The 14,153-nt window shown below is 66.7% G+C and carries 14 protein-coding genes and 1 riboswitch; of the genes, 7 read left to right on the forward strand and 7 right to left on the reverse strand.

Annotated features, from left to right (window positions below; all coding sequences use genetic code 11):
- Positions 1–171 precede the first annotated feature (171 nt).
- The gene (locus tag MKK65_RS19045) at positions 172–1,278 is read right to left on the reverse strand and encodes a glycosyltransferase (RefSeq protein WP_243959724.1); all 1,107 of its coding nucleotides are present in this window, start codon (positions 1,276–1,278) and stop codon (positions 172–174) included.
- Between the two features lie 452 nt (positions 1,279–1,730).
- Positions 1,731–1,859: riboswitch (TPP riboswitch) on the forward strand.
- Positions 1,860–1,923: 64 nt separating this feature from the next.
- On the opposite strand from MKK65_RS19045, the gene thiO reads away from it, so the two are divergent.
- The 5 genes from thiO (at position 1,924) to MKK65_RS19070 (ending at position 6,683) form a co-directional block, all read left to right on the forward strand.
- Entirely contained in the window at positions 1,924–3,147 is a 1,224-nt protein-coding gene (thiO, locus tag MKK65_RS19050) for a glycine oxidase ThiO (RefSeq protein WP_243959726.1), read from the forward strand.
- The gene (thiS, locus tag MKK65_RS19055) at positions 3,144–3,356 is read left to right on the forward strand and encodes a sulfur carrier protein ThiS (RefSeq protein ID WP_243959728.1); all 213 of its coding nucleotides are present in this window, start codon (positions 3,144–3,146) and stop codon (positions 3,354–3,356) included. The genes thiO and thiS overlap by 4 nt, the downstream gene beginning before the upstream one ends.
- 2 nt (positions 3,357–3,358) lie before the next feature.
- Positions 3,359–4,162 carry a thiazole synthase gene (locus tag MKK65_RS19060; RefSeq protein ID WP_243959730.1) on the forward strand — a complete coding sequence of 268 codons (804 nt, stop codon included), beginning with the start codon at positions 3,359–3,361 and terminating at the stop codon, positions 4,160–4,162.
- Positions 4,159–4,785, forward strand: a complete 627-nt coding sequence (locus tag MKK65_RS19065; RefSeq protein ID WP_243959731.1) for a thiamine phosphate synthase — start codon at positions 4,159–4,161, stop codon at positions 4,783–4,785. Before MKK65_RS19060 ends, MKK65_RS19065 begins: the two co-directional genes overlap by 4 nt.
- Before the next feature lie 125 nt (positions 4,786–4,910).
- The gene (locus tag MKK65_RS19070; RefSeq protein WP_243959733.1) at positions 4,911–6,683 is read left to right on the forward strand and encodes a peptidase domain-containing ABC transporter; all 1,773 of its coding nucleotides are present in this window, start codon (positions 4,911–4,913) and stop codon (positions 6,681–6,683) included.
- Here MKK65_RS19070 and MKK65_RS19075 read toward each other — a convergent pair.
- From MKK65_RS19075 to map, 6 genes are all read right to left on the reverse strand, one after another.
- Positions 6,680–7,435, reverse strand: coding sequence for a hypothetical protein (locus tag MKK65_RS19075; RefSeq protein WP_058190441.1), 756 nt, complete (start codon positions 7,433–7,435; stop codon positions 6,680–6,682). The genes MKK65_RS19070 and MKK65_RS19075 overlap by 4 nt on opposite strands.
- A gap of 63 nt (positions 7,436–7,498) precedes the next feature.
- Positions 7,499–8,326 carry a transglutaminase domain-containing protein gene (locus tag MKK65_RS19080; protein WP_058190442.1) on the reverse strand — a complete coding sequence of 276 codons (828 nt, stop codon included), beginning with the start codon at positions 8,324–8,326 and terminating at the stop codon, positions 7,499–7,501.
- A gap of 22 nt (positions 8,327–8,348) precedes the next feature.
- Positions 8,349–9,296 (reverse strand): alpha-E domain-containing protein, encoded by a 948-nt coding sequence (locus MKK65_RS19085; protein ID WP_058190443.1) that lies wholly within the window; start codon positions 9,294–9,296, stop codon positions 8,349–8,351.
- A 64-nt stretch (positions 9,297–9,360) separates the two neighbouring features.
- Entirely contained in the window at positions 9,361–10,800 is a 1,440-nt protein-coding gene (locus MKK65_RS19090) for a circularly permuted type 2 ATP-grasp protein (protein WP_058190444.1), read from the reverse strand.
- Positions 10,801–10,895: 95 nt separating this feature from the next.
- On the reverse strand, positions 10,896–11,582 hold the full coding sequence (radC, locus tag MKK65_RS19095) for a RadC family protein (RefSeq protein WP_243959735.1): 687 nt from the start codon (positions 11,580–11,582) through the stop codon (positions 10,896–10,898).
- Between the two features lie 51 nt (positions 11,583–11,633).
- Positions 11,634–12,461, reverse strand: a complete 828-nt coding sequence (gene map / locus MKK65_RS19100) for a type I methionyl aminopeptidase (protein ID WP_058190446.1) — start codon at positions 12,459–12,461, stop codon at positions 11,634–11,636.
- 215 nt (positions 12,462–12,676) lie between these two features.
- Between map and MKK65_RS19105 the strand changes: the two genes are divergently transcribed.
- Together MKK65_RS19105 and MKK65_RS19110 are read left to right on the forward strand one after the other, a co-directional pair.
- Positions 12,677–12,934 carry a zinc-finger domain-containing protein gene (locus MKK65_RS19105; protein WP_050732645.1) on the forward strand — a complete coding sequence of 86 codons (258 nt, stop codon included), beginning with the start codon at positions 12,677–12,679 and terminating at the stop codon, positions 12,932–12,934.
- A gap of 11 nt (positions 12,935–12,945) precedes the next feature.
- A complete protein-coding gene (locus MKK65_RS19110; protein ID WP_243959737.1) occupies positions 12,946–14,142 on the forward strand; it encodes an FAD-dependent monooxygenase in 1,197 nt (398 codons plus the stop codon).
- The last annotated feature ends 11 nt before the right edge of the window (positions 14,143–14,153 follow it).

Here is a 14,153-nt window from a genome sequence, read left to right on the forward strand (position 1 = left end):
GCAAAATGCTCCCGCTACCTTGGCGCCGTCATCAACACGCAGATGCCCGGCGGGCATCAGGCCTATAGTCCTCAGGTACTGTGATTGGCGGCGCTGATAATCGTTCGCGCTTATACTCCGAAGCTATTTCTGCTGGAATGGTGACGAACATCGTGAGAATTACGCCATACGTTAGGCGGGTTCGGCTATTTTAACGAGGGCCAAGCGAGCCAAATCAGCAGTTCGTGAAAGAACCTCATTGGGAACGCCCGACAGATCAAGTATCTTCAGGCACGCAGCCCCGCAGTCGCGATACTGCCCTGTATGATAGGCGTCAATCGAGAATTCCTCCAGCAACCCGAATTCGTAGATCCACGGCATTATCGCAATACCCTCTTTTGGCGCCGCCAGGGAGAGCCCTGCTTCTGCGTAGCGATAGCCTGCCGTGAAATTTTTCATCCGGCGGCAGTATTGACTGGCACTGTGGCGTGCTTCCGCTCGGCCCGGACAGATTGGGATTACGCGGTCGTACAGCTTCAGGACCTCGTGTTCGGGGCTGCCAAATTTTTCCATTAGCCAAGCTGCATTCAATAGACTGATATATATTTCTTCTTTCCAATACCCGAGATCGCCTCTCTTAAGGTAATACTCCAGCGCCTTCAAATCGTCGCCGACATCGCGATAAGATCGCGCGATGTAGAACGTGTATCGTGCGACCATGAAGGGGTCTTTCTCGATGGCCAGTGCCTTTTCCAGCACGGCCAAATCGCGTCGCTCCGAAAGCTCATCGCGATGACGCGCGCCATCATTGCCGCGATGCATTGCGAGCGGAAGCGTGGGCGTCGGCGGATCCTTTCGACACTCCAGAAATTCGTGTAGAACACCGCGATATCGCCAGTCTTTGTTATTTTTTACCAATTGAATACGCCAATATTTAGTATGCTCATCGAGGATGGTAAACATATACCCGGCCGCACTTAGCTTGGGCAGAATAAATCCTTCCGGGATGATTAATCGATCGTCGGCATCGATGATCAAGGAATACTGCGCATGTGGACGCGAGAGCCGCAAGGCCTCGGTTCGGTTGAACGCGAAGTCGACCCAGGGGCGCTCGACGAGCGTACCCGGCACATCTGCCATCACCGCGCGAACGACATCCTGGGTGCCATCTGTCGAACCGGTGTCGACAATGATCCAGTGATCAATAATTGGCCTCACAGAATCAAGACATCGACGAATGACATGCGCCTCGTTCTTCACAATCATTGAGAGACATATTTTCTTCCCGAAACTATTCATGTTCTCAAATCCAAATCGATGCCTTCCCGCGGCTTGAATGAGCCTGCATTGCAACCCGATATCCTAACGTTCGTTGAAACAAGTTCGCTATCGTCATTTCTCGCGAGGAATTTCTGCCGATATTACACGGCAAATTTGTAAAATTTTAGCCTTGTAATTACAATATATCGGCCTATGAGACTTTCATATTCCCATAAATACCAATAATATCAATAATTAAGATCGGGAAGACACAATGATCTAACGAGATTTCTAATTTGCTTGCAGGGTTGGGAAGGAAAGCGCTCCGCGGCCGAGCTTGCCGCATGGAGACCTCGATATGACGAGACTCGTTCAAGCGGGTTCGTCCCGATTGGAATGCGATCCATGGCTGCGACGCAGGCAAACTCTCCGGTGCCGGCTGGACCGGCGACGTCGGGGTTGACCGAGGCCGCGCCAGGTACCAAATCGGATGCTGTTCCAGGGAGATCCCCGGCAAGGGGCTGAGAAACCGCTGGCACGTCCTCACGGACCTGCGGCGCGGAAATCCTTCGAACCTGATCCGGCTCATACCGGCGTAGGGATTGGACCGCGGCCATCCGAAAGGTAGGCTACAGCTTCTTATCGAAGCCGACGGCCCGATCTCCGCAACGGAATCCCGCGGAGATGATTTTGGCCTTTGACCGCCCCGCTTCACCGATCGGACACCGCCGCAATCCGGTCGGCCTCTCTGCGCAAGCAGCCCTGCCTCCGCGGGCTGACGTGGCCATCGTCGGCGGCGGGCTGATCGGGCTGTCGATCGCGTGGCGTCTGGCCCGGGCTGGCCGCTCGGTCGTGGTTGTCGAGCGCGACACGATCGGGGCCGGAGCGAGCTTGGCCGCCACCGGCATGCTAGCCCCGGCCGCCGAGCACGAGCCCGGTTCGGATCCACTTCTCCCCCTCGCCCTGGAATCTCTCCGGCTCTGGCCGGCCTTTCGTGACGCACTCGAGGCCGAGACCGGTCTTCCGATCGATTACCGGCCGGACGGCACCGTCGTGGTGGCCATCGGCCGCGATGAGGTCGAGCGCCTGCGGTTCCGCTTCGACCTCCAGCGCCGCTCCGGCCTCGACGCCACATGGCTGGCAGGTACAGAGGTGCGGCGCCTGGAGCCGGGCTTACGCCCTTCCGTCACCGCGGGGGTCCATTGCCCGCTGGATCATCAGGTGGATCCGCGCCTGGTTATGGCAGCGCTGGCCGACGCCTGCCGGCGTGCCGGTGTGATCCTGATGGAGCACACAGCCGTCACGGCCCTCGACTGGTCCGGCGGAACGGTCACCGGTATTCGCGTCGGCGATCAGGGCGTGACGGCCGGCACCGTCGTTCTGGCCTCGGGCGCCTGGAGCGGGGAGGGCGGTCTGTTGCCCGAGACCCTGGCCCTTCCGGTGCGGCCGCTCAAAGGCCAATCGCTGGCCCTGCGCACCACCGCCCGCACCGGCACCCTCGGCCGGATGATCTGGACCGAGCAGGTCCACATGGCGCCGAAGAGCGACGGCCAACTGATCGTCGGTGCCACCGTGGAGGATTGCGGCTTCCGCCCCGGTGTCACCGCCGGCGGCCTGTACGCGCTGTTGGAGGGCGCCCGCCGGGTGCTGCCCGGCATTGAGGAGATGGAAGTCGAAGCCGTGTGGAGCGGCTACCGCCCGACCTCGGACGACGACGCACCGATCATCGACACCCTGGCGCCGGGCCTCGTCGCCGCAACTGGCCATCACCGCAACGGCTATCTACTCGCCCCGATCACGGCCGACGCGGTCGCTGCGCTGGTGACGAATGGCGCGCTACCCGAGATCGCCAAGCCGTTCACCCGGGCGCGCTTCGATCAACCCGAACCCCGGAGGGCCTCGGCATGAGGCTCCTCGTGAACGGCGAAGCGCGCGAGCACGCTGTCGAGACCATCGCGGCCCTGTTCCGGATCGAGGCTGAGGAAACCGGTATCGAAAGCCCGCAGGGCGTCGCCATCGCGTTGAACGGGCGCGTGCTGCGCCGTCGGGATTGGGACACGACCCCGGTCGCCGAGGGCGACCGCGTCGAGATCGTCCGCGCCATGCAGGGAGGTTGACCATGGACCAGACTGTCACGCCGCTGCGCCCCGACGCCGAGGCGGATCGCTTCACCCTTGCCGGTGTGGAGCTGTCCTCACGGCTGTTCATCGGAACCGCTGGCTACCCGACCCAGGCGATCATGCGCGACGCCGTCGCGGTCTCAGGAGCCGAGGTGGTGACCGCTTCGATCCGTCGGGTGTCGCTCCAGGGTCATGGCTCCGACACGGTGCGGATCCTCAAGGGCAAACGCTTCCTGCCCAACACGGCCGGCTGCGAGACCGCCCGCGACGCGATCATGACTGCGGAACTCGCCCGCGAGGCGTTGGAGACAAACTGGATCAAGGTCGAGGTGATCGGCGACCGCGAGACCCTCTACCCGGATGTGGCCGAGCTGATCGAGGCCTGCCGCCACCTGGTGGACGCGGGCTTCGTGGTCCTGCCCTATTGCAACGACGACCCGGTGGTCTGCCAGCGGCTGGAGGATCTCGGTTGCGCCGCGATCATGCCGATGGGGTCGCTGATCGGCTCTGGCATGGGCGTCGCCAACCCGGCGAATATCGAGCTGATCTGCCGCCGCGCGCAGGTGCCGGTGATCGTGGATGCCGGCATCGGCACGGCCTCCGACGCGGTGATCGCCATGGAACTCGGCGCCGCCGCCTGCCTGATCAACACCGCCATCGCCAAGGCCGACGATCCGGTGCGGATGGCCCGGGCCATGGGCCGCGCCGTCGAGGCCGGGCGCGACGCCTTTTGCGCCGGCCGGATCCCGCGCCGCGGCCGGGCCGATCCGTCGAGCCCGCAACTCGGTCTCGTCGGCTCGTGAGAACGCTGCCGTCGCCGCTCCTGGCGGTAACGGATCGACACGGGCTGTCCCGTCCGCTGGCCGACAGTGTCCAGGCGGTTCTCGACGGCGGCGCACGCTGGATCTGGTTCCGCGATCGCGACCTGGAGCCAGAAGTACGGCAGCAACTCGGCGCGGACATCGCCGCACGGACGCGCGCGGCCGGCGCCTTCCTGACGGTCGGCGGCGATGTCGCGTTGGCTCGGGCGCTCGGCGCAGACGGCGTGCATCTCGGTGGCGGGAGCGAACTGGAGACAATTGCGGCGGCGCGCGCGATTCTGGGACCCGGCGCGCTGATCGGCGTCTCGACCCACACCTCCGCCGAGGTACAGAAGGTCGCCACCGCCGGCGCCGACTACGTCACGCTGAGCCCGATCTATCCCACCGCCAGCAAACCCGGCTACGGCCCTGCGCTCGGCCCGGAGGGCATCGCCGCTTCCCTGCGCGCCGGCCTGCCGGTGGTAGCCTTGGGCGGTGTCACGATCGACCGCATACCCGAGTGCCGGGACGCGGGGGCCGCCTGCATCGCCGTGATGGGTGGCCTGATGCGCGCGGCCGACCCCGCCACCGCCGCCCGTGCTTTCCTGACCGCTTGCGCCGCGTGATCGAGGCCGGTCTCGGCCTGGCCGAACGGCCAAGACTCGATCGATCTCGGTGAGCCCCGAACCCGCCTTGGAGCGGGTCGTCAGGGCCGAGAATGTATGCCTCAATCCGCCCCCGATTCGGGGGGGTGACGTTGCGGACAGACCGATCGTCCTTTGGCTGGCGCTGGCTCGGCCGTTCCCTCGCGTTGCGCCGGCGACAGGTCGTCCGGCTGCTGCTCGCCGTCGCGGCCAGCTACGGCGTCGGGCTGGTCTTCCCGGTGGCGACCCAGCGGATCGTCGACGCGATCGTGGCCGGGAGGGCCGACCTCCCCCTGCTCGGTGTGGCAGTCCTCGCCATCCTGTCGATCGGCGCGGAGGTATTGCTCACCGCGTTCCGCGGTCGCCTGATCATCGAACTCGCAATCTTCCTCGACCGACGGATGTCGCGCCGGGTCTTCGCGCACTTGCTGCGGGTGCGAATCGACGGCGCCGGCTTCAAGTCCGGTGACGTCCTGAACCACTTCCAACAGATCACGAAAATCCGGGACTTCGTCCTGCATCAGGTGCCGAACACGGTGATCGACGCCGGCGGCGCCCTCGTCGCGTTCGGCCTCGTCGTCCACTACAACGTGGTCGTCGGGACCGTCCTCGTCGTCGCGGCGCCCATCATCATCGTGGTTGCCAGCAACCAGATCAGCGGCATCTGGAAATCCGCGAAAGCTTTTTACACGGCGTTGGGCGTCCGCGACGGCACCCTCGCGGAGAGCGTGACCGGCCTGCCCACGGTGAAGGCGCTCGCGCTGGAGGCCGGTCGCATGCGGCGCTGGAATGCAGTGACGGACACCATGCTCAGCGAATTGAGCAGTGTGATGGACCTGCAACGCCGATACGGGCTCCGGTCGCAGGCGGTCTCCCGGGCCATGACGCTGCTGGTGATCGGCGTCGGCTGCTGGCGCATCTATGGAGGGCACCTGACAGTCGGCGAGTTCCTGGCGATCCAGGTGGTGTCGGCCCGGATAACCGGCCCGCTCCTGAGCAGCGCCGACATCCTGCGCATGACCCAGGAGGTGAACGTCGCGCTCCGGGAGATCGGCCGCTTCCTCGACCTGCCTCGCGAGCGGGCGAACCGCCATCCACCCGTGCGCCGGATCGGCCCAGGCGGGATCCGGCTCGATCGCGTCTCGCTGACCTATCCGGGCACCACGCGGCCGGCCCTGCAGAATTTCAGCGTCACCCTGCCGGAGCGCGGGATCGTCGCCATCGTCGGTCGCAACGGCTCGGGCAAGTCGACGCTACTGCGGATCCTGCTCGGCCTGCAGCGGGACTATACCGGCCGGGTCGAGATCGGCTGCGCGGATCTGCGCGACTACGATCCCCGCTGGCTGCGGGGCCAGATCGGCACCGTGGACCAGGATACGGTGCTGTTCTCCGGGAGCGTGCGCGAGAATCTCGCCGGCCAGCACACGGACTCCGCAGCGCTCGATGCAGCGCTGGACTTCGCCGGCCTGCGGGCGCTGGTCGAAAGCCTGCCCAGCGGCCTCTATACGCCCCTCGGCGAGGGTGGCCGGACCCTGTCCGGCGGTCAGCGCCAGCGCCTGTCCATCGCCCGGGCGGTGATCCGCAACCCGCCGGTAGCGCTCCTCGACGAACCGACCGCCTTCCTCGATCCGGAAGCCGCCCTGGCGATGGAGCGGAACCTCACCGTCTGGGGCCGCGAGCGGCTGCTGATCCTCGTCACGCACCACTTGGCCGCCGCACGCCAAGCCGACCGGATTCTCGTCCTCGATGCCGGCCGCCTACTCGCCGAGGGCCGGCACGAGGATCTGCTCGAAACGGTTCCGCTCTACGCTGCACTCTGGGAGGATTACACACGCTCCATGGGACACGCCGCCGCAAACGAATTCGACCCGGCAATCTAGCCCTGTTTCGCGGCCGGCCCGTAGGGTGGGCGCGGGATCGCCCGATGCGCAGCCCGGAGCGCCGCCGACCAGCGCTCGCGCAGATCGTGGAAATAGCCTTCGCCGGCCTCGATCCGGTGGTTCACTTCCAAGTCGAGGGCACCCCGGCGAGCCACCGCGATGTCGATCGGCAGGCCGACGCCGAGATTCGACCGCATGGTCGAATCCATCGAGACGAGGCTGACCTTCAGGGCGTCGTAGAGGTCGCTCTCGAACTTCACCGCGCGGTCGAGGATCGGCTTGCCGTATTTGTGCTCGCCGATCTGGAGGAACGGCGCATCGGTACTGCACTCGATGAAGTTGCCGGCCGAGTAGATGAGGAACAGCCGCATATCCTCGCCGGCGATCTGGCCGCCGAACAGCAGGGAGATCGAGAACCGGATGCTGGCCGCTTCGAACCCGTCCTTCTCGATCGCCCGGACCCGCCGAATGGCGCGGCCGATGAGCTGCGCCGCCTGAAACATCGTCGGCGCTTCGATAAGCTTCTCGGCCGGCTCGCCTTCGTCGCCGGGCACGCCTTCCTGCAACAGGCTCAGGACCGACTGGGTGATCGACAGGTTGCCGGCCGAGGCCAGCATCATCACCCGCTCACCCGGCACATTGAAATGGTGGAGCTTTCGGTAGGTGGAGATGTCGTCGAGCCCCGCATTGGTACGGGTGTCGGCGACCATCACGAGCCCCTCCTCGACGAGGACACCGACGCAGTAGGTCATGGCTTTCGGGCTCTCGCGAATGGCCTCCGGCTGTCGTCCAGCCGGCGGCCCGTCTTTCGGGAATCAGGATTGAGCGGCGCCTCTGCCTTGCTCGACGCGGAGCTTGACGTCCAGTGTCTCGGTGCCGCCGCCGGTACGACTGCCGCGTATCGGCGCCGCGCCCAGATAGTCCAGGCCCGTGGCGACACGGATGTATCCGTCCGACGGTGCGTTCTCGTAGCACGGATCGAACGCCACCCAGCCGAGATCCGGCACCAGGGCTTCGGCCCAACCATGCGGGGCCTCGACATCGGCCTCGCCGTCGTCGCGGGCACGATAACCGGCGACGTAGCGGGCCGGGATTCCGAGATGGCGGGCGGCGGCGATGAAGACGTGCGTCAGATCCTGGCAGACGCCTTTGCCGGCAGCGAACGCCTTGTTGGCGGGCACGGCGTTGGCGGCTGGCCCGGCCTCGTAGGCCACCGCCTCTGGCACAGCGCCGCGCAGGCGATGCAGCACCGCGAGCGGCGTGCCGTCCCCATCGGTCGCGACCCGCTCGGCGAAGATCTGCAGGTCGGCGCTGGTCGCGCACAGATCCGTGTCCCGCAGATAGAACGCGTCCGGCAGGCGCTCGACCGTCCCGCGAACCACCCCGTGGGTGTCCTCGGTATCGACCGACCCGGTGACCCGGATGGTCAGCGCATCCGCCGGCGCGTCCGGGGTGAACCAGTGGACGATGTTGCCGAAGCCGTCCTCGCGGGCGGTGAGCCGCCCATCGATGGAAGTGTCGATCCGCCAGGTGCGGACATATTGCCCGTCATGGTCCCGCGGCGTCAGGCGCATGACCTGCACGAGCCCGCGGGCCGGCTGCTCGTAGGTGTAGATGGTCTCGTGGACCACGCGGATGCGCATGCGCCGGGCCTGTCCGTCCTGTTCAGCCGACCAGATACTGCTTGGCGATGGCTTCGCCCACCCTGTTGTTCTCCGCGATGAACGCCTCGACGAACTCGTGGAGCCCCGAGTTGAACACGCGGTCGATATCCTCGCTGTCGAGCTTGGCCAGCATGTTGCCCGCCAGGCGCTGGCTCGGGCCGCGCCTTCCATAGGCATCGGCGATGAGGTCGAGATACTCGACGATCACGCCGTAGCAATTGGCAAACGAGCGCGGCATCTGCTTGTTGAGCATCAGGAGGTCGGCCACCAGCAGCGGCTTGACGCTCTCGCGATAGACCCAGTGATAGGCGTTGAAGGCCGAGACCTCGCGCAGGATCGTGGTCCATTGGAAATAATCGAGGCTGCCCCCAACCGTCTCGTTCTGCGGCAGCAGGATCTGGTACTTCACGTCGAGGATGCGGGCGGTGTTGTCGGCGCGCTCGATCGCCGTCCCGAGGCGGGTGAACCAGAAGGCGTCGTTGCGCAGCATCGTCCGGAAGGCCGAGCCGTCGAAGGTCAGCGAGACGGTTTTCACCCAGTCGAGGAACCGGCCGAACTCGTCACGGCTGAGTTCCTTGCCGGCGTAGTTGCGCAGCTCCAGCCAGGCCCCGTTGATCGCGTCCCACATCTCGGTGGTGAGCGCGGTACGGACCGAGCGGGCATTCTCGCGGGCCGACTCGATGCAGGAGCGGATCGACGACGGGTTGTGCGGGCTGAACGCCAGGAAATCGCAGACCGTGTCGGCGTTGACCACACTGTAGTGCGGCTTGAACAGGTCCGGGTCGCCGGCCGAGGCGAGGGCGGATTCCCACTCGTTGGTCTCGCCGCCGCCATAGCTCGTGGGCAGCGAGGCCAGCCGGTGCGCCGCGTCGAGGATACGCGCGACGAAGTCGGCGCGCTCCACGTAGCGCGAGAGCCAGAAGAGGTTGTCGGCAGTCCTGGACAGCATGGTTTGCGACTCGGATGGGCTCGGCGGCAGGCGGCGCGTCTGATGGCGGGGAGCGGCAGCTCCCTCAGGCGTCGAGCACCCAGGTATCCTTCGTACCACCGCCCTGGCTGGAATTGACGACCAAAGACCCTTCCTTCAACGCGACCCGGGTCAGCCCGCCGGGCACGATGCGGATCTGGTCGGCGCCGCACAGCACGAAGGGCCGCAGGTCGACGTGGCGTGGGGCGACCCCGGAGGCCACGAAGGTCGGGCAGGTCGAGAGCGACAGGGTCGGCTGGGCGATGAAGCCGTCCGGTGCGTGCTTCAGCTTCTTGGCGAAATCCTCGATCTCGCGCTTGCTCGCATGCGGCCCGACCAGCATGCCGTAGCCGCCCGACCCGTTGACCTCCTTCACCACCAGCTCGGACAGGTTGTCCATCACGTAGGCGAAGGACTCCTTCTCGCGGCAGCGATAGGTCGGCACGTTGTGCAGGATCGGCTCCTCGCCGGTGAAGAATTTCACGATTTCCGGCATGTAGCTGTAGACCGCCTTGTCGTCCGAGATGCCGGTCCCGACCGCGTTGGCTAGTGTCACGGAACCGCGCTCATAGGCGTTCATCAGGCCCGGCACGCCGAGCACCGAATCCGGCCGGAATACGAGGGGATCCAGGAAATCGTCGTCGAGGCGGCGGTAGATCACGTCGACCCGGCGCGGCCCCTCGGTGGTGCGCATGTACACGACGTCGTCCTTGGTGAAGAGGTCGGAGGCCTCCACCAGCTCGACGCCGAGCTTATCAGCCAAAAACGAGTGCTCGTAGAAGGCGGAATTGTAGCGGCCGGGGGTCAGCAGCACTACGGTCGGGTCGCGAGTGGCCGAGCCCGGAGCGAGGCTGCGCAGGGTGGCGAGCAGGGCGTCCGGGTAGTTCTCGACCGGGGCGACCCGGTGCTTGGAGAACAGGTCCGGGAACAGGCGCAGCATCACCTCCCGGTTCTCCAGCATGTAGGAGACCCCGGACGGGATCCGGGCATTGTCCTCGAGGACGAAGAAGTCCTTCTCGCCGGTGCGGACGATATCGATCCCGGCCACGTGGACATAGAGGTCGTGGGGCACCCGGAACGAGCGCATCTCCATCCGGTAATGGGCGTTCCTGTAGACGAGATCGGCCGGGATGATGCCGGCCTTGATGCATTCCTGGGCGCCGTAGACGTCCTTCAGGAACAGGTTGATCGCGGTCACCCGCTGCTTGAGCCCGCGCTCGAGGAAATCCCATTCCGGCTTGGTGATCACCCGGGGGATGATGTCGAACGGGATCAGCCGCTCGGTCGATTCGTTGTCGCCGTAGACCGCGAAGGTGATGCCGATCCGGCGGAACAGCAGCTCGGCCTGGCTGCGGCGGGTGTTGAAATGCTCGGGCGGGGTGGTCTCGAGCCAGTTCTTCAGCTTGCCGTAGGCGTCTCGGACGGCGGCCGGATCGGCGGCGCCGTTGCCGATCCCGTTCATCTCGTCGAAGGCCGTCAACGCCATTCCGATTCTCCCTCACGCTCCTGCTCTTCAGGCAAGAGGCGCGCCAGCCACCAGGGCTATACCCGTGGTCGACAACGCTCAAGATCACAGGAAGATCAGAACAGCTTGAGGCCTTTCAGGCTGGCATGTCCGTTTCGACCCAGGATGACATGGTCGTGCACCACAATTTTGAGTGGTGCCAGCACCGAAACGATCTCGCGGGTCATCGCAACGTCGGCTGCCGATGGATTGGGATCGCCCGACGGGTGGTTGTGAGCCAGGATGATCGCGGTGGCCGAAAGCTCCAGGGCCCGGCGGGCGACCTCCCGGGGATAGACCGGTGTATGATCCGCGGTGCCGCGTCCCTGCACCTCATCGGCGATGAGCTGGTTGCGCTTGTCCAGGAACAGGACGCGGAATTCCTCGCGCGGCGCGAAGGCCATCGTGGCGCGCAGATAGTCGTGGAGCGCGCTCCAGGAATTGAGCAGATCGCGCTCGCGGATCGCGCCCCGGGCGGGCCGCCGCCCGGCGGCCTCGATCACCTTGAGGTCGGCGGCGACCCCGGCGCTCACGCCCTCGACTTCCATCAGCCGGGCCGGCGCGGCGCTCAGCACCTCGGCAAAGCTGCCAAAGCGGGCGACCAGCGCCTTGGCCAGGGGCTTCACGTCCCGCCGGGGAATCGCCCGGAACAGGACCAGCTCCAGCAGCTCGTAATCCGTCAGGGCATCGCCAACCGCCGCGAATTTCTCCCGCAGGCGATCACGATGACCGTGATAATGCGGCGCCTCCTTCGCGGAGGGCATGGCGCTCTCGGAGAAAAACCCCGCCGCGCCGTCCTCCCGAGCCACAGCCGGTCAGGCCGCCGGATTGATGGGCTGGTGCAGGCCCTTGGGCGAGATCGTGAAGATCTCGACGCCGGTCTCGGTCACCGCCACCGTATGCTCGAACTGGGCGGAGAGCGACCGGTCGCGGGTCACGGCCGTCCAACCGTCGCCCAGCACCTTCACGGCCGGGCGGCCGAGATTGATCATCGGCTCGATGGTGAAGAATTGGCCTGGCTTCAACGGCACGTCGTAGCTCGCCTCGACGTAATGCAGGATCGTCGGTGCGTCATGGTAGATCCGCCCGAGGCCGTGGCCACAGAAGTCGCGCACCACCGAGCAGCGCTCGCTCTCGGCGAAGGTCTGGATCGCCCGGCCGATATCGTTGGTCGAGCCGCCGGGCTTCACCGCCGCGACGCCGCGCATCAACGCCTCGTAGGTGATCTCGCACAGGCGCTGCGCCTTGCGGGGAACCTCGCCGACATAGGCCATCCGGCTCGAATCGCCGTGCCAGCCGTCGAGGATCAGGCAGCAATCCAGATTGATGATGTCGCCCTCACGCAGGGGCTTGTCGTTCGGAATGCCGTGGCAGACCACGTGGTTGATCGAGGTACAGATTGATTTCGGATAGCCGCGATACAGCAGCGAGGCCGGATAGGCGCCGTGATCCATGGCGAATTCGTAGGCGAGCTTGTCGAGCTCCTCAGTGGTGACGCCGGGCTGGGTCGCCTCCATCAGGACGTCCAAAGCCTCGGCGGTCAGGCGCCCGGCCCGGCGCATGCCCTCGAATCCCTCGGGGCCGTGGATCGGCGGCTCCGGCGCGCGGCGCGTGCCCTGCGCAGTGGCCTGTTCCTGTTGCATCGTCGAGACTTTTTGCGGCGTCGTAAATCGGGTGCTCGACCTATGTACGGTGCGGGGCGCGGCAGGCCAAGCCGCGTGCGTCGGACGGAGCGCGGGTGCGCGGCGGGGGAGGCTTGCGCGGGCCGCGGGGCTGGCGGCATAAGCGGCCGCGAGGTGCCCCGGAGCGCCCGGGCAGATTCGCCCGCGCGGATGGGTGCGGGTCAGGCGAGGGCCGTATGGCAGGCAAGGCGGTACCGCACTTCCACAACGAGCCGGGCGTGCCGGTGATCGCGGTCGGGGTGAAGGAATTCATGTGCATCGGCGCGCTGCCGCCGTTCGATCACCCGCACGTCTTCCTCGACATGGGCGCCGACACCGAGATCATCTGCCAGTACTGCTCGACGCTTTATCGCTACCGCGCCGGCCTGAAGGCCGACGAGGCCGATCCGCAGGCCTGCGTCTGGCACGACGCCGCCGCCGTCGCCGCGGAGTAGCGCCCCCTCCCTTGCCCTCAGACAGTCGAACGCCCTTGGAGATCGGGATCGTCGGGGCCGGGATCGGCGGTCTGACCGCGGCCCTGGCCCTGTCGGATGCCGGGCACGCCGTCACGGTGGTCGAGCGCCGCACCGGCTTCAGCGAGGTCGGGGCTGGAATCCAGATCTCCCCGAACGCGAGCCGGGTGCTGGCCGATCTCGGCCTCTCGGCGGCCCTGCGCCGGGCGGCGAGCGAGCCGCCGGGGGTGGAGGTGCGCGCCCTGGAGAGCGGCCGCCGCATTGGCGGCGTGGCCCTCGGCATGGCGGCTCAGCAGCGCTTCGGCGCGCCCTATTACGTGATTCACCGGGCCGACCTGCAAACCTTGCTGCTCGATGCCCTGCGGAGCCGACCGGCAATCCGCCTGATGATGGGGCGCGACATAACCGGTTTGGCCGAGACCGACGCGGGCGCCGTCCTGACCGCCGAGAGCAGCGGCGGCGCCCAGACCCTGCCGTTCGACCTCGTGATCGGCGCCGACGGGTTGCGTTCGCGCCTGCGCGGCCATCTCGACGCGGCGCCCATGAGACCGGGCCGGGCGGCGGCGTGGCGTGCCCTGATCCCGAGCGAGGCGGTGCCGGAAGCGTTCCAGGGCCCGACCACGGGCCTGTGGCTCGGCCGGGGCCGGCACGTCGTCCATTACCCGGTGCGGGGGGGCCGCTTTCTCAATGTCGTGGCGGTGGTGCCCGAGGCGGTGGGCGACGAGGATTGGGGCCGCCTCGGCGAGCCCGCCGTGCTGCGCGCGCATCTGCGCGGCTGCGCGGGGCCGCTGCGCGACCTGTTGAGCCTGCCCGATTCCTGGCTCGTCTGGTCGCTGGCCGACCGGGCCGTGGCCCGCCCGCTGGCCGCAGGCCGCGTGGCGCTGATCGGCGACGCGGCGCATCCGGTCCTGCCCTACCTGGCGCAGGGGGCCGCCCTAGCCATCGAGGATGCGGCCGTGCTCCGGCGGGCCTTGGCGGACCACGCCCACGTCCCCGCAGCGCTCGCAGCCTATTCGGCCGACCGGACAGCCCGGGTGCGGCGGGTGCAATGGGCGGCCCGCTCCAACGGCCGGACCTACCATGCCGGCCGCCTCGTCGGCTTCGCCCGCAACACGGTGATGCGTCGCCTCGGCCCGGACGGCATGCGCGACCGCTACGCCTGGCTCTACGGCTGGACGCCCCCCGCTTGATCGCAAGCGTC

The organism is Methylobacterium sp. J-001, assembly GCF_022829565.1.
In the GTDB taxonomy this organism is placed as follows: domain Bacteria; phylum Pseudomonadota; class Alphaproteobacteria; order Rhizobiales; family Beijerinckiaceae; genus Methylobacterium.

Bases quoted from the DNA above. Each gene is read 5' to 3' on its own strand.
- MKK65_RS19060 (WP_243959730.1), top strand. From the start codon at position 3,359: ATGGACCAGACTGTCACGCCGCTGCGCCCCGACGCCGAGGCGGATCGC.
- MKK65_RS19090 (WP_058190444.1), bottom strand. From the start codon at position 10,800: ATGGCGTTGACGGCCTTCGACGAGATGAACGGGATCGGCAACGGCGCC.
- MKK65_RS19075 (WP_058190441.1), bottom strand. From the start codon at position 7,435: ATGACCTACTGCGTCGGTGTCCTCGTCGAGGAGGGGCTCGTGATGGTC.
- thiS (WP_243959728.1), top strand. From the start codon at position 3,144: ATGAGGCTCCTCGTGAACGGCGAAGCGCGCGAGCACGCTGTCGAGACC.
- map (WP_058190446.1), bottom strand. From the start codon at position 12,461: ATGCAACAGGAACAGGCCACTGCGCAGGGCACGCGCCGCGCGCCGGAG.
- thiO (WP_243959726.1), top strand. From the start codon at position 1,924: ATGATTTTGGCCTTTGACCGCCCCGCTTCACCGATCGGACACCGCCGC.
- MKK65_RS19105 (WP_050732645.1), top strand. From the start codon at position 12,677: ATGGCAGGCAAGGCGGTACCGCACTTCCACAACGAGCCGGGCGTGCCG.
- MKK65_RS19080 (WP_058190442.1), bottom strand. From the start codon at position 8,326: ATGCGCATCCGCGTGGTCCACGAGACCATCTACACCTACGAGCAGCCG.
- MKK65_RS19085 (WP_058190443.1), bottom strand. From the start codon at position 9,296: ATGCTGTCCAGGACTGCCGACAACCTCTTCTGGCTCTCGCGCTACGTG.
- radC (WP_243959735.1), bottom strand. From the start codon at position 11,582: ATGCCCTCCGCGAAGGAGGCGCCGCATTATCACGGTCATCGTGATCGC.
- MKK65_RS19045 (WP_243959724.1), bottom strand. From the start codon at position 1,278: ATGAATAGTTTCGGGAAGAAAATATGTCTCTCAATGATTGTGAAGAAC.